General features: G+C 44.4%; 22 protein-coding genes. 6 read left to right on the plus strand and 16 right to left on the minus strand.

The features are described from left to right. Positions 1-113: 113 nt before the first annotated feature. From L1999_RS28675 to L1999_RS28690, 4 genes are all read right to left on the minus strand, one after another. Positions 114-1,244, minus strand: coding sequence for an acyl-CoA dehydrogenase (locus L1999_RS28675; RefSeq protein ID WP_235744496.1), 1,131 nt, complete (start codon positions 1,242-1,244; stop codon positions 114-116). Between the two features lie 264 nt (positions 1,245-1,508). After that, the gene (locus L1999_RS28680) at positions 1,509-2,360 is read right to left on the minus strand and encodes a 3-hydroxybutyryl-CoA dehydrogenase (protein ID WP_235741617.1); all 852 of its coding nucleotides are present in this window, start codon (positions 2,358-2,360) and stop codon (positions 1,509-1,511) included. A 227-nt stretch (positions 2,361-2,587) separates the two neighbouring features. Further along, positions 2,588-3,775, minus strand: a complete 1,188-nt coding sequence (locus L1999_RS28685; protein WP_235741618.1) for an acetyl-CoA C-acetyltransferase — start codon at positions 3,773-3,775, stop codon at positions 2,588-2,590. 249 nt (positions 3,776-4,024) lie between these two features. Beyond that, a complete protein-coding gene (locus L1999_RS28690) occupies positions 4,025-6,136 on the minus strand; it encodes a (Fe-S)-binding protein (RefSeq protein ID WP_235741619.1) in 2,112 nt (703 codons plus the stop codon). A gap of 185 nt (positions 6,137-6,321) precedes the next feature. Between L1999_RS28690 and cls the strand changes: the two genes are divergently transcribed. Both cls and uvsE read left to right on the plus strand, forming a co-directional pair. Continuing rightward, positions 6,322-7,524 carry a cardiolipin synthase gene (gene cls, locus L1999_RS28695; RefSeq protein ID WP_235741620.1) on the plus strand — a complete coding sequence of 401 codons (1,203 nt, stop codon included), beginning with the start codon at positions 6,322-6,324 and terminating at the stop codon, positions 7,522-7,524. 15 nt (positions 7,525-7,539) lie between these two features. Beyond that, a complete protein-coding gene (uvsE, locus tag L1999_RS28700) occupies positions 7,540-8,496 on the plus strand; it encodes a UV DNA damage repair endonuclease UvsE (RefSeq protein WP_235744497.1) in 957 nt (318 codons plus the stop codon). A 31-nt stretch (positions 8,497-8,527) separates the two neighbouring features. Here the strand turns inward: uvsE and L1999_RS28705 are convergent, their stop codons facing one another. From L1999_RS28705 to speE, 5 genes are all read right to left on the minus strand, one after another. Further along, a complete protein-coding gene (locus tag L1999_RS28705) occupies positions 8,528-8,707 on the minus strand; it encodes an H-type small acid-soluble spore protein (protein ID WP_215045444.1) in 180 nt (59 codons plus the stop codon). A 137-nt stretch (positions 8,708-8,844) separates the two neighbouring features. Continuing rightward, a complete protein-coding gene (argS, locus tag L1999_RS28710; protein ID WP_235741621.1) occupies positions 8,845-10,515 on the minus strand; it encodes an arginine--tRNA ligase in 1,671 nt (556 codons plus the stop codon). Beyond that, positions 10,512-10,937, minus strand: a complete 426-nt coding sequence (locus L1999_RS28715; protein ID WP_235741622.1) for a YwiB family protein — start codon at positions 10,935-10,937, stop codon at positions 10,512-10,514. The genes argS and L1999_RS28715 overlap by 4 nt, the downstream gene beginning before the upstream one ends. 294 nt (positions 10,938-11,231) lie before the next feature. Beyond that, positions 11,232-12,104, minus strand: a complete 873-nt coding sequence (gene speB, locus L1999_RS28720) for an agmatinase (RefSeq protein WP_235741623.1) — start codon at positions 12,102-12,104, stop codon at positions 11,232-11,234. Positions 12,105-12,349: 245 nt separating this feature from the next. Continuing rightward, entirely contained in the window at positions 12,350-13,177 is an 828-nt protein-coding gene (gene speE, locus L1999_RS28725; RefSeq protein ID WP_235741624.1) for a spermidine synthase, read from the minus strand. Between the two features lie 251 nt (positions 13,178-13,428). Between speE and L1999_RS28730 the strand changes: the two genes are divergently transcribed. Next, positions 13,429-15,495, plus strand: coding sequence for a transglycosylase domain-containing protein (locus L1999_RS28730; RefSeq protein ID WP_235741625.1), 2,067 nt, complete (start codon positions 13,429-13,431; stop codon positions 15,493-15,495). A 179-nt stretch (positions 15,496-15,674) separates the two neighbouring features. Here L1999_RS28730 and L1999_RS28735 read toward each other — a convergent pair whose 3' ends face one another. After that, entirely contained in the window at positions 15,675-16,187 is a 513-nt protein-coding gene (locus L1999_RS28735; protein ID WP_235741626.1) for a YwhD family protein, read from the minus strand. 14 nt (positions 16,188-16,201) lie between these two features. Continuing rightward, entirely contained in the window at positions 16,202-16,855 is a 654-nt protein-coding gene (locus L1999_RS28740; RefSeq protein ID WP_235741627.1) for a site-2 protease family protein, read from the minus strand. Between the two features lie 193 nt (positions 16,856-17,048). Between L1999_RS28740 and L1999_RS28745 the strand changes: the two genes are divergently transcribed. Further along, positions 17,049-17,234 (plus strand): 2-hydroxymuconate tautomerase, encoded by a 186-nt coding sequence (locus L1999_RS28745; protein WP_235741628.1) that lies wholly within the window; start codon positions 17,049-17,051, stop codon positions 17,232-17,234. 122 nt (positions 17,235-17,356) lie between these two features. On the opposite strand, the gene L1999_RS28750 is transcribed toward L1999_RS28745, so the two are convergent. From L1999_RS28750 to L1999_RS28760, 3 genes are all read right to left on the minus strand, one after another. Next, a complete protein-coding gene (locus L1999_RS28750; protein WP_235744498.1) occupies positions 17,357-17,860 on the minus strand; it encodes a YwgA family protein in 504 nt (167 codons plus the stop codon). 104 nt (positions 17,861-17,964) lie between these two features. Further along, positions 17,965-19,266 (minus strand): HD domain-containing protein, encoded by a 1,302-nt coding sequence (locus L1999_RS28755; protein WP_235744499.1) that lies wholly within the window; start codon positions 19,264-19,266, stop codon positions 17,965-17,967. Between the two features lie 255 nt (positions 19,267-19,521). Then, complete coding sequence (locus tag L1999_RS28760; RefSeq protein ID WP_040206858.1) at positions 19,522-19,743, minus strand: YuzB family protein; 222 nt, start codon at positions 19,741-19,743, stop codon at positions 19,522-19,524. A 324-nt stretch (positions 19,744-20,067) separates the two neighbouring features. On the opposite strand from L1999_RS28760, the gene L1999_RS28765 reads away from it, so the two are divergent. Then, on the plus strand, positions 20,068-20,838 hold the full coding sequence (locus L1999_RS28765) for an RsfA family transcriptional regulator (RefSeq protein WP_235741629.1): 771 nt from the start codon (positions 20,068-20,070) through the stop codon (positions 20,836-20,838). A gap of 403 nt (positions 20,839-21,241) precedes the next feature. Here the strand turns inward: L1999_RS28765 and L1999_RS28770 are convergent, their stop codons facing one another. Both L1999_RS28770 and pta read right to left on the minus strand, forming a co-directional pair. Beyond that, entirely contained in the window at positions 21,242-22,081 is an 840-nt protein-coding gene (locus L1999_RS28770; protein ID WP_235741630.1) for an octanoyl-[GcvH]:protein N-octanoyltransferase, read from the minus strand. A gap of 108 nt (positions 22,082-22,189) precedes the next feature. Then, the gene (pta, locus tag L1999_RS28775; protein ID WP_235741631.1) at positions 22,190-23,161 is read right to left on the minus strand and encodes a phosphate acetyltransferase; all 972 of its coding nucleotides are present in this window, start codon (positions 23,159-23,161) and stop codon (positions 22,190-22,192) included. Positions 23,162-23,421: 260 nt separating this feature from the next. On the opposite strand from pta, the gene hemQ reads away from it, so the two are divergent. Beyond that, positions 23,422-24,165: a hydrogen peroxide-dependent heme synthase gene (gene hemQ / locus L1999_RS28780; protein ID WP_215045433.1), complete on the plus strand. Its 744-nt coding sequence runs from the start codon at positions 23,422-23,424 to the stop codon at positions 24,163-24,165. Positions 24,166-24,273 lie beyond the last annotated feature (108 nt).

Genomic DNA, 24,273 nt, shown 5'->3' on the forward strand with positions numbered 1-24,273 from the left:
TCCTCTGCCCATTCGGGGCCCATTCTTTGGCTTTATTAAAAAAATTTTAGATATATTAAAAAAAGTGCGGACATACTAACAAATTTTTAGCTTTATTACCATTTGCACCTAAATCATAGATGCTTACTAATCACAATCCGCTGAATTTCGCTCGTGCCCTCATAAATCTCCGTCACCTTGGCATCACGGAAAAAGCGCTCAACCGGATAATCCTCTGTATAACCGTAGCCGCCAAATACCTGAATCGCTTCTGTTGTCACTTCCACTGCTGTCCTAGTGGTAAACAGCTTTGCCATCGACGCTTCCAACGTGCACTTCAACCCTTTACTCCGCAAATCAGCAGCCTGATAGACTAATAGTTTAGCCGCTTCGACACTTGTCGCCATATCGGCAAGCTTAAAAGCAATCCCCTGCTGAGCAGCAATTGGTTTGCCAAACTGATGGCGCGTCTTCGCGTAGGCTGTTGCCGCTTCATAGGCTGCTTCCGCAATCCCAAGGGCCTGAGTGGCGATGCCAATTCGTCCGACGTCAAGGTTCGCCATTGCGATTCGAAAGCCTTCGCCTTCTTTGCCAAGCATGTTTGCCGTGGGGACATGCAAGTCCTCAAAGGTAAGCTGCACCGTTCTTGATCCGTGCAGCCCCATCTTCTTCTCATCTTTGCCGACGATAAAACCAGGGGTATTTTTTTCAACAATAAAGGCCGCAATTCCTTTTGTTCCAAGAGCTGGGTCCGTCGTTGCAAACACTATATACACATCTGCCTCGCCGCCGTTAGTGATAAACACCTTGGAGCCGTTCAGTACGTAATGATCACCTTTTTTCACCGCCCGTGTTTTTAAACTGGCCGCATCTGAGCCAGAACTTGGTTCGGTTAAGCAAAAGGCCCCTAAATACTCGCCTGATGCCAGCTTTGGAATAAATTTTTGCTTTTGTTCCTCCGTTCCAAAGTACAAAATTGGGTTCGTACAGACGGAGGTGTGGACAGACAGGATTACGCCAACTGTGGCGCTTACTTTTGACAGCTCATGAATCGCAATAATATAAGAGATAAAATCCATCTCCGCCCCGCCGTACTTAGCGGGAACGGGAATTCCCATCAGACCGAGCTCTCCCATTTTGCGAAGAATGCCGCGGGGAAATTCCCCCTTTTCCATTTTTTCAATAAAGGGTGTGATTTCCTTTTGAGCAAAATCACGAACCATTTTTCGCATCATTTCTTGCTCGTCTGTAAATGTCAGATTCATCATATGTCTCCCCTTCCTGAGGATGAATAGTTCAGATGCTGTGTGCCAGGGGAATCTTCGATTATGTAATGACGGCGTAATCCACCTGGTTTAATTAATTGTCGAGCTTGAGCGCCTGTTCAAGGCGCCTCCGCTTTTCTATTTGTCCAGCTCCAGCGCCTAGGGGCTCGGGGTCTTAAGCCATTCCATCAAGAAGGCTAAAGACCCCGAGCCGGCTCGTCTTAAGCCTGTCGCCCCTGTTCGAGGCGCTTCCGCTTTTCTATTTTATTCATAACTGTAAAAACCGCGCCCTGATTTCTTACCGAGCCAGCCGGCTTTCACATATTTACGCAAAAGCGGGCACGGACGATACTTATCATCGCCAAAACCTTCGTGGAGTGTTTCCATAATGTATAAGCATGTATCTAACCCGATAAAATCAGCCAGCGTTAGCGGTCCCATTGGATGATTCATGCCAAGCTTCATCACTTCATCGATGGCTTCTTTGGTGGCAACGCCTTCGTAAAGCGTGTAAATGGCTTCATTGATCATCGGCATGAGGATGCGGTTCGAGACAAAGCCAGGAAAGTCATTTACCTCAACGGGTACTTTGCCCAACGTTTTGGTCATATCTTCAATCACTTGATAGACTTCATCGGCTGTTGCAAGCCCGCGGATTATTTCGACGAGTTTCATAACGGGAACGGGATTCATAAAATGCATGCCGATTACCTTTTCTGGACGGCTGGTGGCAGCGGCAATTTCTGTGATAGGCAATGATGAGGTGTTACTAGCTAGGATGGTATGTGCTGGAGCGATTTTGTCTAGCTGTGAAAAGATATTTGTCTTGATTTCCATATTTTCAACTGCTGCTTCAATGACCAGGTCAACGCTGCTGGCATCGTTGAGATCGGTTGAAGGGGCTAGTCTGGCGAGTATTTCCTGCTTTTGTTCCTCTGTGATTCGGCCTTTATCGACGTTGCGGGTGAGGTTTTTCTGGATGATTCCTAAACCCCGCTCCACGAATTCAGGTTTTAAGTCATTCAATACCACTTCGTAGCCAGCTTGGGCACAAACCTGAGCAATTCCGGAACCCATTTGACCCGCACCAATCACCATAACCTTTGAAACGTTCATTGTTTTCCCTCCGAGTTTCTTTTTTTAAAATAACGCTAGAAAAAAGGCGGCATTCGCCAATTATTTAAGCTTATCCGCCATTAAAAATCTGTTTTCCGCCAGTTATACTATTTTATCTGCCAGTAAATGAGCCTGGCGCCAGATATAGGGTGTTATCCGCCACTAAATGTACTAGTTGCGCCAGTTTTCCCACCCTATCTGCCAGTAACTCTTTTCCAACTTGTTTTTTACGCTTTTGGCACCTCAATCATCACCGCATCGCCTTGGCCGCCGCCTGAGCAAATTGCAGCAATTCCGACACCGCCGCCGCGGCGCTTCAATTCATGCATCAAGGTAATAATAATCCGTGCCCCGCTTGCACCAATCGGATGACCAAGCGCCACCGCACCGCCATTGACATTGACCTTTTCCAGATCAAGCCCGGCAATTTTTGTGCTCGCTAATGCAACCGCTGCAAAGGCTTCATTTATCTCAAACAAATCAATCTCTTCCAAGCTGCGGCCAGTTTTTCTTAACAGCTCATTAATTACCAAGCCCGGAGTCTGCGGAAAATCTTTTGCTTCGACCGCAATCGCTGTATGGCCAAGAATGACGGCCTCTACCTGGCGTCCCTCTCGCTCAGCCCGCTCCTCACTCATCAACACAAGCGCCGCTGCACCGTCATTCACGCCTGGCGCGTTTCCTGCCGTAATTGTGCCGGTTGAATTAAACACCGGGGCCAACTTGGACAAGCGCTCCAACGAAGTATCCTTGCGCGGCCCCTCATCAACCGAAACCAACACCGGATCCCCTTTGCGCTGAGGTACCTCAACCGATACGATCTCCTCCGCCAATTTACCGCTCTCGATAGCGGCGATTGCCTTAACATGGCTTCGCAGCGCCCATTCGTCCTGAGCTTCACGTGAAAGATCCATTTCTGCTGCTGTACTATTTCCATAAGTGCCCATATGAACCCCGGTAAAGCTGCAGGTCAAGCCGTCATGGATCATTAAGTCCTTAACTGTTGAGTCACCCATGCGAAAGCCCCATCTTGCCTTTGGTAAAATATATGGCGCGTTGCTCATCGATTCCATTCCGCCTGCGACAATGACCTCTTCATCGCCTGCACGGATGATTTGGTCTGCCAGCGTCACGCTGCGCATTCCTGAAGCACAAACCTTGTTAATTGTCTCCGTCTTAACTTTCCATGGCAATCCGGCGTGAATAGCTGCCTGCCGCGATGGAATTTGCCCCTGCCCGCCTTGTAACACCGTTCCAAGAATGACTTCCTCTACTTCTTCCGGCTTCACGCCTGAACGAACCAACGCTTCCTTCACGGCAATCCCGCCAAGCTGTGACGCCGTAAAGCTGCTTAAATTTCCCCCTAATTTTCCAAAAGGTGTGCGAACACCGCTTAAAATCACCGTTCTCCCCATGCTAATCTCTCCCTTATTCCCATTTTTCAGCGGTTCTCCCCTTGCCTGTAGCGACTGAACGCTCGCTCAATATGAAACAAAAAATATAACGCAAGCAAGGAACCAAAGATTCCGGCTCACGCTTTTTAAAATAATGTAAGCGTTTAACTATATACCTCTATTTTACATAAAAAAGAGCAAGAGTTGAAATATTTTACACAAAATTTTTAAAATTTTGATTTGTAAAAATCCAAACTCTTGCTCATGGATTTAAGAAGCGACTGCCTGCCCGTCACCACAAACTGCTTTTTCAAGCAGCTCAGCCACATCGTAGGTAGCAACCTTTTCTTCCACTTCTTTTGCCTTCGTTCCATCGGAAAGCATCGTCAAGCAGTACGGGCAGCCCGAGCTGATCACGGATGGATTAACGGCCAGCGCCTGCTCTGTCCGGCTGACGTTGATGCGGTGTCCGGTTTCTTCCTCCATCCACATTAAACCGCCGCCTGCGCCGCAGCACATTCCTTTTTCACGGTTGCGTTCCATTTCGACAAGCTTCACACCCGGAATCGATTTTAAAATCTCCCGCGGCGGATCGTAGACGTCATTGTAACGCCCGAGGTAGCAGGAATCATGGAAGGTAATCTTTTCATTCACTGCATGCTTCGGAACGAGTCTTCCATCACGGACTAGCTGATAAAGGACTTCCGTATGATGGAATACTTCTGCTTCTAACCCGAAATCAGGATATTCATTTTTAAAAATATTATAGGCATGCGGGTCAATCGTAATGATTTTCTTGACCTCTGCCTTTTCAAACTCCTCAATATTCTTGGCCGCAAGCTCTTGGAATAAGAACTCATTTCCTAAACGGCGCGGTGTATCACCAGAGTTCTTTTCCTTATTGCCAAGGATGGCAAACTTCACGCCTGCTTCATTCAGGAGCTTGGCAAACGATAAGGCAATTTTTTGACTGCGGTTATCATAGGAGCCCATTGAGCCAACCCAGAAAAGGTATTCAAATTCTTCGCCGGCCTTATTCATTTCTTTCACGGTTGGAATGAGGACATCCTCGCGGGCCTCACGCCAGTTCTCGCGCTCTTTACGGTTTAAGCCCCACGGGTTGCCTTGACGCTCAATATTGGTCATCGCGCGCTGGGCATCGGCATCCATCTTTCCTTCTGTCAAAACTAAGTAACGGCGCAGGTCGATGATTTTATCCACATGTTCATTCATAACTGGACATTGGTCCTCACAGTTACGGCAGGTGGTACACGCCCAAATCTCCTCTTCGGTAATTACATCACCAATCAAACTAGGGTTGTAAAGAGCGGCAGCCGCCGTTTCCTGTGCACCCTGACCTTGTGCCGCAAGTGCGATTTGATTTCCTTTTGAATTGGCAAATGCAAACGTCGGCACCCATGGCTGCTTAGAGGTCACAGACGCACCATGAAAGGTAAGGTGGTCGCGCATTTTGACGATTAAATCCATTGGTGAGAGCATTTTGCCCGTTCCTGTGGCCGGACACATATTGGTACATCGTCCGCATTCTACGCAGGCATAAAAATCGATCATTTGGTGCTGGGTAAAGTCTTCAATTTTTCCAACACCGAACGATTCTTGTGATTCATCCTCAAAATCAACCTTTTTCAATTTCCCCGGTTTATCCAATCGGTTAAAGTAGACGTTGGCCGGACCGGCAATTAAGTGGGCATGCTTGGACTGCGGCACGTATACTAAGAAGGTTAACAAGAATAATAAATGCGCCCACCATGCTATGTAAAAAACAACAATGGAGGCGGTTTCACTAATCCCTGAAAAAATAACAGAAATCACGGAAGCGATCGGCTCCGTCCATGATGGCTCTTCTCCATGCCAGATGAGGCCCATCCCATTCCCTAGTAAAACAGACACCATTAATCCGCCAATGAATAACAGAACCAGACCTGATTTAAAATTGCGTTTTAAGCGGACTAATTTTTCAACATAGCGTCGATGGAAAGCCCATACTACCGCAACGAGAATCATTAATGTGACAATCTCTTGGAAAAAGGTAAATCCCGCATACAATGGACCCAGCGGCAGATGTGATCCAGGTACAAGCCCCTTCCAAATAAAATCAATGGCGCCAAATTGGACTAAAATAAAGCCATAAAAGAACATGACATGAATGGCACCACTTTTTTTATCTTTTAAGAGTTTCTTCTGGCCAAACACGTTGATCCAAATTTTTTGCAGCCGTTCTTTGACATTGTGATCAAACTCTACTTTCTTTCCCATTTTGATAAATTCAATTCTTGTTTTAACCACATAAACAAACAGACTGATTGCGTAAGCGGTTACAGCAAGAAATGCAATGAGATTGACCCATAAAAGACCATTCAAGTAAAACGCCCCTTTCTTTGTTTCTCCCCGATTGTTTGTAGAAAATAATAAATTTTCAGAATTGTATCTATGTCTATTATAAAAATGAATGAGCATTCAGTCAAATCATTTTTATCAAATTGACCAACTTATAGAAAAGTTCGTACATGGGGACACTAACGAAACCGAATGGGGGAAGATTTTCGATGAAATTTGTAGTCATTTTGAGTGGACTGCTTGTTCTTTTCATTATATGGCTTGTCTTAGATTTTAGCTTAGGCCGAAAGAAGCATCTGCTGATTGCAAACAAAGTGGAGACCGGCATCCTCCACAGCGAGTTTGAGATTTTTACACATGGCAAGGATTTTTTCCGGAGCTATTTTTCTGAGATTCAAAAAGCCCAAAAACATCTCCATATTTTGTATTATATTATAAAGAATGACAGCTTGGGACAAGAATTTTTCACAATTTTAAAAAAGAAGGCACAAGAAGGTGTCGAGGTCCGTCTGCTTATTGACCGGCTTGGCAGTTTAACGATCAAGAAAAAAGAGGTGAAGGACCTTAAGACCGCAGGCATCAGGGTCGCGTTTTGCAATCGGGTCAAACTTCCCTTCCTCTTTTACTCTGCCCAAGTTCGAAACCACCGAAAAATATCGATTATTGATGGAAAGATCGGCTTTATGGGCGGCTTTAATATTGGCAAAGAATACATTGATGAAGACCCGAAGCTTAGTCCATGGCGGGATTACCAGTTAAAGCTAACCGGTGAGGGTGTTCATTTTTTGCAGAGTGCGTTTTTGCAGGATTGGAACGAGTATGCGAGCGAAAAGGTTCACCATGATCCAAGGCTTTTCCCTCCACTGTCCAAAGGCAGCATCCGGCATCAATTAAACCCAACGGAAGCGGGGCTGTTGGAAGGAATTTTTATTGACCTGATGAGGAAGGCCGATCAATCGATTATCATCGGCACCCCCTATTTTATTCCAAGCTCAGCCATTTTTAAGGAATTACTGGCAGCGCGGCGGCGCGGCGTCCAGATTACGCTCATTGTCCCCTATACCTCTGATCATATCCTTGTCCAAGAGGCATCTTACCGTTTTTTACGAAGGCTTTTAAAGGCAGGTGCCCAGGTTTATCAATACCAAAATGGTTTTTATCATGCAAAGACAATCCTGATTGATGATAAAATTTGTGATATTGGCACTGCCAATTTCGATCGGCGCAGTTTATTTTTAAATAAAGAAATAAATTGCTATATCTATGATCCAGCCTTTATTCAGCGATTGAAGAATGTCATCGATCGGGACATCCTTGATTCTAAAAAGCTGTCGTTAACTGTTCTAAATAAACCAAATCTATGGCGATCTGTAAAAGAAACAATAGCTGGGGCTATTTGCTACTTTTTATAAGGGGGAGTGTTGATGATCAAAATTCGGTTTGGCTATGTGTCACATGCAATCAGTTTATGGGATGCATCCCCTGCGAAGGCACTGACTTTTACCCGTTATCAACAGCTTAGCGCCTCGGAGCGCAAGGAAAAGCTGCTCGAGGTGACGGGGTTGAATTTAAAGCATACCTTAAGGATGCTTTACTACAATCTAGCGCACGAAATTGAATTGTACCGGTTCTCAAGCTCGATTGTCCCCTTGGCGACACATCCAGAGGTGCGCTGGGATTTTACCACTCCTTTTTTGAAGGAATGGCGGGAAATTGGCGACTTAGTAAAACGGAATCATTTGCGCGTCAGTTTTCATCCGAATCAATTTACCTTGTTTACTTCTCCTAAAAAGACGATTACCGAAAATGCTGTCATTGATATGACGTACCATTATCAGATGTTTGAAGCAATGGGGATTGCAGACAAAGGGCTGATTAATATCCATATTGGCGGCGCCTATGGCGATAAAGCCGCCGCACTGTCGCGATTTTATGAAAACCTAACCACCTTGCCTAGTCACATTAAAAAGGTCATGACCTTGGAAAACGATGATAAGACTTATACGGCGGAAGAAACTTTAAAGGTGTGTGAAAAAGAAGAGATCCGGTTAGTGTTTGATTATCATCATCATATGGCCAATCTTAGTGAAGCCCCGCTCGAGGAGCTGCTGCCGCGAATATTTGGGACCTGGTCTAAGGGTGAAGTGGTGCCAAAAGTCCATATTTCTTCTCCAAAAAATGAAAAGGAATTCCGCTCCCATGCGGATTTGGTCGATCCGGATTTCATTATGCCGTTTGTAAATTTACTGCGTGAGCTCGGGCAGGATGTTGATTTTATGATTGAGGCCAAGGCAAAGGATCAGGCGGCCTTAAAATTAGTCGAGGATTTAAGTAAATTGCGGGGATTTAAGCGGATAAGCGGGGCCAGCATTGAAATAAAATGAAAGAGTCTCCGTTTACGCAGGAGACTCTTTTCTATTCTTCGATTAGATTGAGGACGGGAACATCTTGTTCATTCTCCGGATCCTTTCGGGTATAGATCCGCGCCATTTTCGTGGTTTCGTCAACATGTTGAATAATGACAGGGGTCCCATCATAGGTCACATTAATCATATCCGCTGATTCAAGTATTTCTTTTGCTCTTCCAATATTCATTTGGACGGTTCACTCCTACTCAATTTCTATCTTTACTATCTGCATTTTTTTGGAAGATATTCATATTAAAAATAAAAATTACCCACAAAAAAAGCCTCAAGGCTTCGTTTCCTAACCAAGAGGCTTTCATTTATGTTTTACATTTTTTCTGGAGCTGAAACGCCAATTAAAGCAAGCGCATTTTTAAGTGTGATCTGCACGGATTTTACCAGGGCAAGGCGTGCTTTCGTGCGGTCTAGATTGTCGATATCAAGCACCTTGTCCGCATTATAAAAGCTATGAAACGCTGCCGCTAATTCCAAGATATAATTCGTAATGCGGTGCGGGACACGCTTCTGTGCGGCCTCGCCAACAGCCGCCGGAAACTCGCCAATTTTCTTTAATAGGTCAATTTCTTTTTCAGAGCCAATAAATGAAAAATCAGCATCTGACTCGACGTGAATTCCTTGGTCTTCGCCTGAACGAAGGATACTGGAAATTCGGGCATGGGCATATTGTGCATAATAAACTGGGTTTTCATTGGATTCCGATACGGCTAAATCCAAGTCAAAGTCCATATGCGTGTCTGAACTGCGCATCGCAAAGAAATAACGCGTCGCATCGAGGCCGACCTCATCGACTAAATCACGCATCGTTACGGCCTTTCCGGTCCGCTTGCTCATTTTCATCTTTTCACCGTTTTTATAAAGGTGCACTAACTGAATGATTTCAACCTCGAGCGCCTCGCGGTCATAGCCGAGGGCCTGAATAGCTGCCTTCATCCGTGGAATATAGCCATGGTGGTCAGCACCCCAAATATTGATTAATTTTTCAAAACCACGCTCAAGCTTGTCCTTGTGGTAGGCAATATCCGGTGTTAAATATGTGTAAGAGCCGTCTTGCTTAATGAGAACGCGGTCCTTATCATCGCCGAAATCAGTTGAACGCAGCCAAGTTGCTCCGTCCTGCTCATAGATATAGCCTGTTTTACGGAGTGCAGCGAGTGCCTCATCGATTTTGCCATTTTTATAAAGGGAGGTTTCTGAGTACCATACGTCAAAGCCAACACGGAAATCTTCAAGGTCCTTTTTCAGCTTGGCCATTTCATATTTCAAGCCATACTCACGGAAAAATTCGAAACGCTCTTCATCCGTAACATTCACATACTTATCGCCGAACTCTTCTGCTAAAGTCTTACCGATTCCGATAATATCGGCACCATGATAGCCATCTTCCGGCATGTCTTTCTCCAAGCCAAGTGCTTGGAAATAGCGGGCTTCTACGGACAACGCTAGATTATTAATCTGGTTGCCGGCATCATTAATATAGTATTCCCGCGATACATCATAGCCTGCTTTGGCAAGGATATTGCTAAGCGAGTCGCCAACGGCCGCACCGCGTGCATGTCCAAGGTGAAGGTCCCCGGTTGGGTTCGCCGAAACAAATTCAACCTGGACCTTTTGGCGGTTGCCTGTTGTTGTTTCACCGTAGTGTTCCCCAGCTTGAAGAACGGTAGGAATTAAATCTGTTAAATAAGCATTGTTCATGTAAAAGTTAATAAAGCCTGGGCCCGCTAGTTCAATTTTTTCAATCGAAGCCTTTGTACGGTCAAAATTGGCAACCAAGGCTTCTGCAATCATCCGCGGTGCCTTTTTTGCAACTCGCGCAAGCTGCATCGCCATGTTGGTTGAATAATCACCGTGAGCCTTTTCCTTTGGGGTCTCGAGAATGACATCGGGAATCTGTTCTTCTGAAGCTAGGCCTGCCTTCAGCACTGCCGCTTTGATCTCTTCTTTTAGTTTTGTTTGTACCTGTTCTACTATATTCATCTTTCTTCCTCCTGAAAGGTTATCTCCATATGGAATGTACCGGCAGGTGAGCCCTGCATCGTGAAATCATATAGAATATCAATCAGACCCTTTGTGTGTTCGAGTCTTCTTGTCATTGTCATTGTTTCAAATACCCCAAACGGCATCTCGTAGCTGCCTCTTAATTTCTTATGTAACTTGAAGGGCAGGCGCATCTTCACGGCTCCGCCTCGGAGGATTAGTGCCTCATCTGGCGCAACCTTCACAATTGTCCGGACCGTACCTTCTTCCAGCACTTCCTCGTATTTAAGGAATGAAGCCCCGTCTTTTTCAAAATAGCGGCCAAATACCTGCAGCTCTATGGTTTCTGAGCCTTCTTGCTGATGAATCGTTGTTTTCACATTAATCTTCATGGGAATCTCTGTAGTAGACAAACTTGACAACTGTAACACTTCCTTTATTAAAAGGAATTTATCATCCTCTTTAGATCGTTCTCTAGTATCATAATTGACCTAAGTGCATTAAAGCATACTTTTTCTATTATAAACTTAGATCACCAACAAATCAAAAAAACGCCCGCCCCACACCGGGACAGGCACCCATTTCTTTCATGGTGTCAGGCACCATTAACCATCAGGGCACTGTGGCTATACAACTAATGGTGACAAACTAATGGTGACAGGCACCGTTACCTAGCGAAGCACTGTGGCTATACATCTAATGGTGTCAGGCACCGTTTATTTTACCCAGCCTAGGATCATTTCGCGGATTAGTTTGCTGGCGGTGTTGGCTGTTTGTTCAGATGGGTCATAGATTGGCGCCACTTCAACAAGGTCGCCGCCGACTACGTTAACTTCGGAACGGGCAATTGCATGGATAGAAGCGAGCAGCTCTTTTGATGTGATGCCGCCTGCATCAACCGTTCCTGTACCAGGTGCATGTGCAGGGTCAAGCACATCAATATCGATGGTGACATATACTGGACGTCCTGCAAGAGTTGGCAGAATTTCTTTTAATGGCTCCAACACTTCAAATTTAGAAATATGCATGCCGTTCTCTTTTGCCCACTGTAACTCTTCCTTCATGCCGGAACGGATTCCAAAAGAGTAAACATTTTTTGGTCCGATGTGTTCGGCAATTTTACGGATTGGGGTGGAGTGTGATAATGGCTCACCCTCGTATTCCTCGCGCAAATCCGTGTGGGCATCAAAATGGATAATCGCTAAATCCGGATACTTTTTATACATAGCCTTCATAACCGGCCATGAAACAAGGTGCTCACCGCCCATACCAAGCGGGAACTTGCCAGCCTCTAAAATCTGATCAACAAATTCTTCAATCATATCAAGGCTGCGCTGTGCATTACCAAATGGTAGTGGAATGTCACCGGCGTCAAAATATTTTACCTCTTCAAGCTCACGGTCAAGGTAGAAGCTATACTCCTCTAGACCAACAGATACCTCACGAATACGGGCAGGGCCGAAACGTGACCCTGGGCGATAGCTCACTGTCCAATCCATTGGCATTCCATATAATACAACCTGACTATCTTCAAAATTCGGGTGGCTCTTAATATAAACATTACCCGAGTATGCCTCATCAAAACGCATTCTATTATCCCTCTCTTTTATGTATTACCAGCCACAAACGATTTTTGTGACCGTTTTGTTTGTATTATGAACCCAAATGGGCGCAATTTTTCCTTTTTGTGACCGTAGGACCACTTTTCTCGACACTTTGGTCACAAAAAACTATTTTTTTTACCTTCATTTCACTTTTCCTAACCCCAGCGGGCACAAAAAATCACTTTTTTGACCGTTCCGCCGCACAGCCACGGGGTATGGGCACAATTCCGCTACTTCAATAAATCGTCAACAAACTTTGGCAAAACAAATGCTGCTTTATGGAGTTCTTTTGTATAATATTTGGTCTCAATCTCATGGAAGCGCTCTTCGCTAACCTCCAAGGGATCATATTTTTTCGAACCAATCGTAAATGCCCATAACCCGCTTGGGTATGTTGGAATATTGGCCACATACAGACGAGTAATCGGGAAAATCTCTCTCACATCGCGTTGAACATCTCGGATTAACTCCGCTTTAAACCAGGGGTTATCTGACTGCGCCACGAAGATGCCATCTTCTTTTAATGCTTTAGAAATCCCCGCATAAAAACCTTTCGTAAACAGGTTCACCGCAGGACCTACTGGTTCAGTTGAATCTACCATTATCACGTCATACTCATTGTCACTTTTGGCAATGTGCATAAATCCGTCGTCGACGCGGACATCGACACGCGGATCATCGAGCTTGCCGGCTATTTCAGGTAGGAACTTCTTAGAGTACTCGATTACCTTTCCATCAATATCCACCAGGGTGGCCTTCTTCACGCTTGGGTGCTTTAGTACTTCACGGATCACACCGCCGTCGCCGCCGCCAACCACAAGTACGTTTTCCGGGTTTGGATGGGTGAATAATGGTACGTGTGCAACCATTTCATGGTAAACAAATTCATCACGGACCGATGTCATCACCATATCGTCTAACAACAGCATATTGCCCCACTCTTCTGTTTCAATCATATCTAGCTTTTGAAATTCAGTTTGCTCTGTATGTAAGGTTTGGTTGACTTTCATGGTAATCCCAAAGTTTTTTGTCTGCTTTTCTGTAAACCAAATTGACATGCCCAACTTCCTTCCATTTCGCATATAGTCTAGCGGCGCTTCCGCTTTTCTAATATGCTACCCAACCTATTGAATTACAAACATAAGAAAAAGTCTAGTAAAATTTAAAGAATTTTTCCATGAATGTTTAAAATGACTCTATTTTTTCAATACTATTACTATCTAAATTTTAAAAGTGTCAATCTTAGGAAAATCTAGCCGCAGCGCTTGGGCTGACCAAAGCGCTTCCGCTTAATAGAGAGGTGAAAACAATGGAAATCATGACTGATCAGGGGTTTCGAAAGACAATCAAATACCTAAGGGCATTTATCATCATCAGTTTGATCGGCATGATTTGTATGCTCATCCTCTTTGCCGGTGTTCTTGGCTATGCAAAAATACTTGGGGCACCGCCGCTGGCTGTCCCGCAATCGACATTATTTTTCGCCGATAATGGAACTTTAATCGGTGAAAGCAACAGCGGTCAAAAACGCTACTGGGTCGGGATGAAGGACATATCGCCAGATCTAGTCAATGCAACCGTCTCCGTTGAGGATAAAAACTTCTATCATCATCACGGCTTTGATTTTAAACGAATTGCCGGCGCAGTCGTTGCTGACGTTCAAGCCTTTGCCAAAGTGCAGGGCGCAAGTACCATTACGCAGCAATATGCACGGAATCTGTTTCTTGAGCACGATAAAACCTGGAAGCGGAAACTAACCGAGGCGTTCTATACGATACGCCTTGAAATGAACTATTCCAAAAAAGATATTCTGGAAGGCTATTTAAATACCATCTATTACGGCAACGGCGCTTATGGTGTGGAAGCAGCCAGCCAATATTATTTTGGAAAAAAGGCTTCCGAATTAACCCTTGCCGAGGCCAGCATGCTTGCAGGCATACCGAAGGGTCCGGGTATCTACTCGCCGCTCGCCAATATCGGAAAAGCCAAAACCCGTCAGGCAGTTATTTTAAAAACAATGGTGGAAAACGGCTATATTACCAAAAAGGCTGCCCAAGCGGCCGCAGCTGCCCCGCTTAGGTTAGAAGGCGTTCACAGCACACATAAAGTGAAAGTGGCCCCTTATTTTCAGGATGCCGTTCGGAATGCACTCAAAAACCAGCTTCATTTAGATGACCGCACGATCGCCTTAGGCGGTTTAAAGGTCTATACAACTCTTAATTTAAAACAGCAAGAAGCAGCCGAAAGCCAAATAAAAAAATATGTGGCCAGCTCCTCCGACATTCAAGTCGGTCTTGTCGCCATGGACCCGAAAACGGGTGATGTCAAAGCCATGGTCGGCGGCCGGGATTATGAAAAAAGTCCGTTTAACCGCGCCGTCCAAGCGATCCGGCAGCCAGGCTCAACGATCAAGCCGCTGTTGTATTATGCCGCCCTTGAGCATGGCTTTACCCCATCATCAACGATGCGAAGTGAGTATACGACGTTCCATTTTGATGATGGCCAGCCAGATTATACACCGCATAACTTCAATAATAAATATGCCAATGGTGAAATCACGCTTGCCCAGGCGATTGCTGTCTCTGACAATATTTTTGCTGTCAAAACTCATTTATTTTTAGGCGAAGATACCTTAATTGAATCAGCAAAAAAATTTGGTTTGTCTACAAAGATGACGGAGGTGCCATCACTAGCTTTAGGAACTTCCGGCGTCCGCGTAATTGAAATGGCCAACGCCTACAGCATGTTTGCGAATGGCGGAAAAAGAGTTCATCCGGAGTTAATTACACGAGTGGAAGACTATAATGGCAATGTCATTTTTGAAAAAGAAGATCATCATGAAAGAGTACTGAATGCAGCACGAGCGTACGTTATGACGCAAATGTTAACAGGGGTATTCGATTCGAAGTTAAACGGATATGCCAAGGTAACTGGAAGCACGGTTAGTAAAGATATCACCCGACCCTATGCCGGAAAGTCCGGTTCAACGGAAACGGACAGCTGGATGATTGGCTACTCTCCGCAGTTGGTTACAGCGGTGTGGGCGGGCTATGATGTCGGAAAGCCGATTGAAATGGTTGCCGAAAAAACGTACGCCAAAAAGATTTGGGCTCATTTTATGGAAGATGCTTTAAAAGGAAAACCAGTTAAGGCATTCAAACCGCCAAAAGAAGGTGTAATCGGTCTATATGTGAATCCGGAAAACGGAAAACTAGCAACAAAGGATTGCCCTGTCCGCCGCTTCACTTACTTTGTCAAAGGTACTGAGCCAACGGAATATTGCACCGATCACCTAAAGAATGCTCATCATCCTGCCAAAAAGAAAATAGAGGAGAAACAGGTTCCTTGGTATAAGAAAATTATGCCTTGGAATTAAAAATAGCAAAAAGCGGCGAACTCCAGCCGCTGGTATTTGGGACAATAAACAATTAGAAAAGCTCCGGATTACTCCGGAGCTTTTCTTGTCCTAGTCTTACAGTGTGTTCACACTGAATATAGTTTACCTTATTTTTCGAAAAAAGGACAAGAATTAAACTTGTTTATTTTTCTAAAAAATTATTCAGCTAACAGTCCTTTTTTCAATTCTTCAGTAGAATTCTCCCATAACACCGCGTTGTGAGCACGTAAGAAATCAGCTAATACTTTTTTAGAAGAATCATCCATCACATCAACGATAATATGGCGCTTAAGTGATTTGTCCATGCGGTTGACATGCTCCGGCAAGGATTTGTAGCCGCGGCGAATTTCACGGTCCACAGTCATATAGCAGGCCGTCACACCGGCATAATAAGGGCCTTCCTCATTGCGGTCAATTGTCACCCAAACCAGCCAATACGGCTTGCCGTTTGGTACTTCTTCTTGATTGGCCAAAAATTTAATTCCTTTTTCCACAGCACTGCGGGCATGCATGGCGCCGATATCAATCTCCGCCTCGCCCGCCTCAATATCAATAAACACTGGCGAGACATTATCAAGGCTCAAAGCCCCTTTTCCAAATCCTTTATGTCCGGCCATCGGGTCCGTCTTTTTAATAATATTAAAACCAAGCTTTTTCTTATTTTCTTCCATTGAAACAAAACCTCCTAAAAAAACAGTGTGTAATAGAAATTGCTTAATCCTTCCCTTACCCAAGGGACGACGATACTAAAAATTGGCTGAATCGTAAATCGATCAAGCGGGGTGATCACGAGAATTAAAAAGATTAGCATTCCGTATTGTTCATATTGTGTCATTTTCGCACGAACATGATGAGGGGCAAGGTCCTCTACTATTCTGTAGCCATCGAGCGGCGGGAGCGGTATCAGATTAAAGATGAACAAAACAATGTTTAAATTAATAAAAATCATTAGGAATTCATCAAAATAAGCAGAAGATCCCACACTGAAACGCATAAGTCCATAGCCGACAATAAAACCGAGCGAGGCTAGGATCAGATTCGAAAGGGGGCCTGCTGCGGAAACAAGGATACCGGCAAGACGCGGTTTTTTAAAGTAAAAGCGGTTAACCGGTACTGGGCGGGCCCAGCCAAATCCAGCAATAAAAATGAGAATCGTTCCGATCGGGTCAAGATGCTGGAGCGGATTTAGGGTCAAGCGGCCTTGCTTTTTGGCGGTATTGTCACCAAATTTATAGGCGACGTAGGCATGGGCAAATTCATGGAATGTGAAGGCAAAAATAAGGGTAATCGCCACATAGGGAATTAACCGCAGTGGGTAGGCCAAGTGGAATCCTTCCATTTCATTTCTCCTTCCTTATGATAAACCGTTAGATGAATGGCTAAACCGTCATTCATTTGGACCATTACTTCGTATTCCTTTAAGTATACCTGATACCGCTTGAAAAATGAAAATCAAATGTTCACTCTATATTGCACTTTTAGTTTGTTTGTGGAACACTACTAGTAGTTCAGTTAATAAGGAGGAAAGTAAAATGCCATACGTAACAGTTAAGATGCTTGAGGGCCGCAGCGAAGACCAGAAGCGCGCATTAGTCGAAAAAGTAACGGATGCCGTTAGCGAAACAACCGGCGCCCCAAAAGAAAAAATCACCGTGTTCATCGAAGAAATGAGCAAAAACAACTACGCCGTAGCCGGCGTACGCGCAAGCGATAAATAATAAAAAAGGTAACATCAACAGGTGGCAGGCACCATTTCTTACCTGGTAATAGTAGAAATGGTGCCTGTCACCACTAAAAAAACCGCCTGGGATGGTTATGGGTCTCCCGGCGGTTTTTGATCTTATTGGATTTTCGTTTTTAAGGTTTCAATGTATTGATAGGCTTCATCCACTTCAGCCATTGTATAGCGCTGGCTGCTTTTTAAGGTGAACACCTTGTCCGCTACTTCCTCTTTTGGGAGATTATCAAAATATAAAACCGTGGAAACCAGCTCGAGGAATCTAGCATTCTGCTCATTCATATCATTAAAGCAATCCTCTAAATACGGCATTTCAACTTGGTTTAGGCTTAAAAACTCTTTCCCCGAGTCTGTCAGCGTATAGCAATATTGGTAGTATCCGCCCTTCTTCTCTTTCACTTCATTTAAAAACCCCATATTACATAGCTCTTCTACTCTCGTCGTTAACTCCTCTGAATAGGGGCCGTAAAAATGAAACTGAAACCGCTCATGAAAAGGGAATTCTACCTTCTTCGCAATATAAATCATCTTCTGCAGCTTTTTTCTCCCAGTAATCTCACCAGAAACCATAATGGCCTGCATTAGCTTAGCATGATCTTTTAACAACATTCGTCATCTCCTACTCCATCTAAACAGATCTCGATTGGTGTCAGGCACCAATTCTCCTATTTCAACAATGTTAAGATCTCTAATGGTGTCAGGCACCATTTCTATTCCAAAAGGGAACGTATTTGCTTTTTTAGTTCACTGTGGCTAGAGTCAGCGTCGTCTTCGAGGAAATCAGCCGGGTAATAGAGTTTGTGGTCCGTTCTCCGCTTTCCTGAAATCGCATCAACGATTTCAGATTCACGGGAAAGTTCCCGTAATTCCCCATTCTTCATTAACAAATGAATCGGCAGCCGTTCTTCCTCCTCGCCAGGCCGGTAAAAGTCATATGGCAAGTCCGACGATGAATCCACCACCAAATAATATTCCGGGTCAATCCCTGCTTTCGCAAATAGAACTGTCAGTTCTGCAAGCTTTTTATATTCCTTAGCAGGATCAAATTCAGCGTATTTAAACAGATTGCGATTAACGAAACGCCTGCAAAGGTCGCTTATAATTGGATCTTTCTCTTCCTGCCAAATTTGAAAATAATAAAAACACACAGACTCATCCAATTTTAAATAGTCTTCTAATGTCACTTCCTCTTTAAACAGAGAGGTAAAGTGGATTGGTTCAAGCTTAAATGAATAGTTATTCTCATATAGGTACTTAGCACGGTGAAGGATTTTCGTTAAAATTACTTCAGCGCTGCGGGAGACAGGGTGAAAGTATACCTGCCAGTACATTTGATAACGGCTCATAATATAATCCTCAACCGCATGCATGCCGCTCTTTTTAATGACAACCTGGTCTTCCCTAGGTCTCATTACCCGTAAAATCCGTTCCATATCAAATTGACCGTAGCTGACACCCGTAAAATAGGCATCCCTCTGCAAATAATCCATCCGATCGGCATCAATCTGACTGGAAATCATGCTGACAACCAGCTTTTTCGCACTTGTTTTGGCGATTACCTCAGCAACCTGCGCTGGGAAATCAGCCCCTACCTTTAGAAGCACTTTGTTGACTTCTGTATTTCCTAATATAATCGCCCGGGTTAAGTCTTCGTGGTCAAAATCAAATACTTTTTCAAAGGAGTGAGAAAATGGGCCATGCCCTAGGTCGTGGAGAAGCGCTGCACATAGTGTGAGCAGGCGTTCGTCATCGTTCCATTCCGGTCTGCCTGCAAAGACATCATCGATGATGCGGCGGACGATCTCATAAACTCCGAGAGAGTGGTTGAATCTGCTGTGTTCTGCACCGTGAAAGGTTAAAAAAGTAGTGCCGAGCTGTTTAATCCGGCGCAGCCGCTGAAACTCTTTTGTTCCAATTAGATCCCAAATCACTCGATCTCGGACATGAACATAGCGATGAACGGGGTCTTTAAAAACTTTTTCTTCGGTTAACTTTTCAGCCGAATATCGCAATTGCATGGAATACCCCTTTCCTCTTAACATACCTAACATACCTACTGCCAATCGGCCAGTATACTCATTATTCCTATTATATACCAAAAACCAACAAAATTCCGCAGGATTTTTCGACACCATGCAGAGTGACAGGCACCATTTATAACACACCGAGATGAGAAATGGTGACAGGCACCACAAACAAAAAGAAAAATCACCCGGGTCTTGGGGACGTAGGTGATTGTCTTATGAGGTCTATTTTCAGCCGGAGCTTTACTTAACTTTCTTATTGACCTTCTCCATTAATTCCTCTTCTGTTAACGCAGCCACAGGGCGGTTATTAACGAAGGCAAAGGTCTTCTTCCGGCCGGGACCGCAATAGGATTGGCAGCCAATTTTAATTTCCGCATCCGGATCTATTTCTTTCAAACGAGGGATCAATGTCTTTAAATTCACGGCCTGGCAATCATCGCAAACTCGAAATTCATTCGACATTCCATCCACCCCTTTCTATCGACAATCTATTATCTACTCACTATTTTATCCAATTAACACCATATATAATTTGCCAAATTCAATTATCTTAGAAACCGTCTAACTCCATAGGTCATTTTACAGGTTCTTTTTTTCCAATGCAAGTTGAAATCATTAGCAACTCTTGTCAATCCCCCTTAAATCTTTTAGTTAAAAAATCTACTATCCTTGTATTCATTTTGGTATAAACCTTGAAAAACTTGTCCATCCTAAGACTAGAACTTTAAAAACAAGTCAGTCAATGGAACTGACAAATTGGTAAATTAATTTAGGGAGTTGAATAATATGAAAGTTCGTCAAGATGCATGGACAGATGAAAATGACTTACTTTTAGCTGAAACCGTCCTTCGTCATGTAAGAGAAGGCAGTACCCAGCTTAACGCTTTCGAGGAGGTTGGAGACAAACTTAACCGCACGTCGGCCGCCTGTGGATTTAGATGGAATGCCGTCGTCCGCCACACCTATGAAAAAGCGCTGCAATTAGCGAAAAAACAACGAAAACAAAGACAGCGAGTGTTAGGCAAGGATCAAGGCGGCAAGAAAAAGCTGCTCTACAATCCGCCGGTTCCAGCTACCGATGAATTAGAAACACTAGCACCGCTTACGATTGAAATGCCAATGGAACCAATCGAAACATTTGAAACAATCGAAGAGATTCCGGATATGCAGACCGAAATCGCAGCCGAAACATATGTGAAACCAGCAGCAGCCGTACAATCCTACCGAAACGCGGCACCAACTGGTGGACAACTTTCACTTGATTCTGTTATCTCCTATTTACAAAACTTTCATCATGCCAATCTGCAAAATGAAGCATTAAAAAGTGAGAATGAAAGATTGAAAAGAGAAATACTCGAGTTAAGAAGGCAGAATGAGGAAATGGCAGCGAAGATTGAAGGGCTGGAGCAGAATACCGAAACCATACAGGAAGATTACGAGACGCTGATGAAAATCATGAATCGGGCCCGTAAACTTGTCTTATTTGAAGAAGAGGAAAGACCTGCCACTAAATTCAAAATGGACCGAAACGGCAACCTCGAAAAAGTAGCCGAGTAAGCATCTTTTAAAAGCGTTTAAGGGAGAAGAGGCAAAGCGCAGCAGCACTCAATATAGAAGAAGGTGTCCCAAAAGTTTAACTTTTAGGATACCTTCTTTTTTCATATAAACTAGTCTGTTGATTTCCGCTCCAAGCGGCTTCGCTTTCCGCGGGCGTGCCGGGAAGCCTCCTCGGCGCTGCAGCGCCTGCGGGTCTTCCCCTGCCCCGTACTCCCGCAGGACTTTGAATTTGCATCCTCGAATCCGCCCACGCACGAAGGAAATGCGATAGCATTTTCGAGGAGTCTTCGCCGCCTTCCGCTCCAATCAACAGAGTGTGAAAAAATTATTCATCAACCCTCTTTTGGGTCAGCCTCTTTCTGTTATTGAATCCCTGAACCACCCAACCACCACAGCTGCTTACTTAACGATTGACCATCTCATCAATTTTTTCATTGCGGTCAACGACACGTTGATAGTAGCCTGGAAACAAACCAAGCTCGAACTCATTCAACTGCCCCGCATACAAATGGTCACTATTGGCCTTTAACTGCTTCAGTAGCCGCAGCATCACATCGGCAATTGTCAGTTCAACACCGAGCAATTCCGCTAGCGAGGCCATTACCGCAGGAACCACCTCTGGATAAACAAATTTCGTTTGCTCCTCTTTTTTTGCCAGCTGATAAAATCCCCGTACTAACTCAGCCCGCCTTGAGCCGCTCCCATTTACGCATAAATAAATCTGAACAGCTACGCCTCGTCTTAAACGCCGCTGCGAGATTCCCGCAAACTTTTTCCCGCCGATACTTAGGTCATAACTTCCCGGGCAATACGAGCCGACAATTTCGCGCGCTTCAATCATCTGAGGAAAATCAGCAAACATCTGTTGAATTAGCTGCCACATGACATCATAGCCGCGATTAATATCAATCCCTTTTTCCACCTCTGGAAAAACTAACGAGATATTGAGGACACCCTCATCGAGGACCACAGCTAACCCGCCGGAATTCCGGACAATCGGCTGATAGCCCTGCTCGGTCAAATAGTGAATGCCCTCCTGTAAAAATGGCAATCTCGTATCCTGGATCCCTAACACGACCGTATTATGATGGACCCATGTCCGGGCCGTCGCAGGTGCCTCACCTGCCCCGACAGAGGCACATAATGTATCATCCGTCCCAAAAGATTGTAATGCTTGAAAATGTATTCCAACCGCCGACTGGTCGATGATCCGCCACTCTGGCTGGTGCAGTAAACCGTCCATACTTGTAACTCCTTACTGGTTTAATACGCTTATTTTATCAAAAAGAAGCAAACTTAAACAGCCACGCAAAAAAAGAGCCAGTCCCTTCTCGGACCAGCCCATTTCATCTTATAATCCTTGTGCCGCAGTAATCAACGCAAGCTTGTACACATCTTCTTCGTTACAGCCGCGTGATAGGTCATTTACTGGTGCATTTAACCCTTGTAAAATCGGACCAACTGCTTCAAATCCGCCTAAACGCTGAGCAATTTTATAGCCGATGTTTCCTGCTTCAAGGCTTGGGAAAATAAACACGTTGGCATCGCCCTGCAATACAGAACCAGGCGCCTTACTTTTCGCAACAGAAGGAACAAATGCAGCATCAAATTGGAATTCTCCGTCCAAGACAAGCGATGCATCGCGGCGTTTTGCTTCCTCGACAGCCTCTGCAACACGCTCCGTTTCCGGTGATTTAGCCGAACCTTTTGTTGAAAAACTCAACATGGCAATCCGCGGCTCAATATCAAACATTTCCGCTGTCTTCGCACTCTCAATCGCGATTTCCGCTAAATCATTGCTGTCCGGTGCAATATTGATCGCACAATCGGCAAATACATATTTCTCATCTTCACGGACCATGATGAACACGCCTGACGTCTTCTTCACGCCAGCTTTCGTTTTGATGATTTGCAGGGCTGGACGAACCGTATCAGCCGTTGAGTGGGCCGCACCGCTGACAAGACCATGTGCTTTATTTAAATATACGAGCATCGTACCGAAATAATTTTCATCCAACAAAATTTTGCGGGCATCTTCTTCCGTTGCCTTGCCTTTGCGGCGGTCCACAAATGCTGCTACTAATTCTTCCATGCCTGCATATGTAGCAGGGTCATAAATTTCTGCAGACTCCAAAGAAACGCCAACCTCGTTAGCCTTTGTTTGTACTTGCTCAATATTTCCAACTAAAATCGGTGTGATTAAATTCTCCTCAGCCAAACGGCTGGCTGCACGAATAATCCGCTCATCCAACCCTTCAGGAAACACAATTCGTAAGTTACGTCCAGAAATCTTCTCTTTTAATCCTTCAAATAAATCGCTCACTACACTAATCCTCCCTTAAAAAAGCTACCTCTTCTAGCATACTTTACCAAGATAAAATTTCAAGCAATGTAAGTCACAGGCAGCGGTTTCACGAAAAAGTTTTTGTTTTCAAAAAATTACACTCTCATTCTTACTATTTACCCTTTTTTATTAAAATATCCACTTCTCTGAATATAGAGTTTTATTAAGGCGGCATTTGGTCAAACTATGATATAGTTAAGATTGGTAACAAGCAGAATGATTATTTAGGAGTGATTATAATGAGTGAAGCAGCACAGACGCTTGATGGCTGGTATTGCCTTCATGATTTCCGTACCGTTGATTGGACAACTTGGAAAATGCTTTCAAGTGATGAGCGCGAGGCCGCGATTCACGAGTTTTTAAGTCTTGTTGAAAAATGGAATGAGACACAGGCACGCAAAGAAGGCAGCCATGCTTTATATACAATCGTCGGTCAGAAAGCCGATTTTATGATGATGATCCTTCGTCCAACGATGGAGGAGTTAAACGAAATTGAAACTCAATTCAATAAAACAAAATTAGCGGAATTCACCCTTCCAGCTCATTCCTATGTATCGGTAGTGGAGCTCAGCAACTATCTGCCAGCAGGTGAAGATCCTTACCAAAATCCGCAAATCCTTGCACGCCTTTACCCAACATTGCCAAAAGCTAAGCATGTCTGCTTCTATCCAATGGACAAGCGTCGTCAAGGCAATGATAACTGGTACATGCTGCCGATGGAAGAGCGCCGCAGTATGATGCGCAGCCATGGTATGATTGGCCGTACATATGCCGGGAAAGTAAAACAAATCATCACTGGTTCGGTTGGCTTCGATGACTACGAATGGGGTGTTACCTTATTCGCAGAAGATGTGCTTCAATTTAAAAAGCTCGTCTATGAAATGCGTTTTGATGAAGTCAGCGCGCGCTATGGTGAATTTGGCGCCTTCTTCGTCGGCAATCTGCTAGAAGAAGAAACTGTACCACGCTTCCTCCACGTATAATTATTTAAAAAGTTCTCGAGCTCTTGTTTCGAGAACTTTTTTCTATTTTATCCGCCTGTTCATTCAGTCATATTTGATTCCTTTTCCTCATACTATTTTAACAGCGAG

The organism is Neobacillus drentensis (assembly GCF_021560175.1).
Lineage (GTDB): Bacteria > Bacillota > Bacilli > Bacillales > Cytobacillaceae > Neobacillus > Neobacillus drentensis_A.

Bases quoted from the DNA above. Each gene is read 5' to 3' on its own strand.
- L1999_RS28685 (WP_235741618.1), bottom strand. From the start codon at position 3,775: ATGGGGAGAACGGTGATTTTAAGCGGTGTTCGCACACCTTTTGGAAAA.
- L1999_RS28735 (WP_235741626.1), bottom strand. From the start codon at position 16,187: ATGGAAGAAAATAAGAAAAAGCTTGGTTTTAATATTATTAAAAAGACG.
- argS (WP_235741621.1), bottom strand. From the start codon at position 10,515: ATGAATATAGTAGAACAGGTACAAACAAAACTAAAAGAAGAGATCAAA.
- L1999_RS28730 (WP_235741625.1), top strand. From the start codon at position 13,429: ATGGAAATCATGACTGATCAGGGGTTTCGAAAGACAATCAAATACCTA.
- L1999_RS28705 (WP_215045444.1), bottom strand. From the start codon at position 8,707: ATGAATATTGGAAGAGCAAAAGAAATACTTGAATCAGCGGATATGATT.
- speB (WP_235741623.1), bottom strand. From the start codon at position 12,104: ATGCGTTTTGATGAGGCATACTCGGGTAATGTTTATATTAAGAGCCAC.
- cls (WP_235741620.1), top strand. From the start codon at position 6,322: ATGAAATTTGTAGTCATTTTGAGTGGACTGCTTGTTCTTTTCATTATA.
- L1999_RS28770 (WP_235741630.1), bottom strand. From the start codon at position 22,081: ATGGACGGTTTACTGCACCAGCCAGAGTGGCGGATCATCGACCAGTCG.
- speE (WP_235741624.1), bottom strand. From the start codon at position 13,177: ATGTCAATTTGGTTTACAGAAAAGCAGACAAAAAACTTTGGGATTACC.
- L1999_RS28680 (WP_235741617.1), bottom strand. From the start codon at position 2,360: ATGAACGTTTCAAAGGTTATGGTGATTGGTGCGGGTCAAATGGGTTCC.
- L1999_RS28675 (WP_235744496.1), bottom strand. From the start codon at position 1,244: ATGAATCTGACATTTACAGACGAGCAAGAAATGATGCGAAAAATGGTT.
- L1999_RS28740 (WP_235741627.1), bottom strand. From the start codon at position 16,855: ATGGAAGGATTCCACTTGGCCTACCCACTGCGGTTAATTCCCTATGTG.
- L1999_RS28745 (WP_235741628.1), top strand. From the start codon at position 17,049: ATGCCATACGTAACAGTTAAGATGCTTGAGGGCCGCAGCGAAGACCAG.
- L1999_RS28765 (WP_235741629.1), top strand. From the start codon at position 20,068: ATGAAAGTTCGTCAAGATGCATGGACAGATGAAAATGACTTACTTTTA.
- hemQ (WP_215045433.1), top strand. From the start codon at position 23,422: ATGAGTGAAGCAGCACAGACGCTTGATGGCTGGTATTGCCTTCATGAT.
- L1999_RS28760 (WP_040206858.1), bottom strand. From the start codon at position 19,743: ATGTCGAATGAATTTCGAGTTTGCGATGATTGCCAGGCCGTGAATTTA.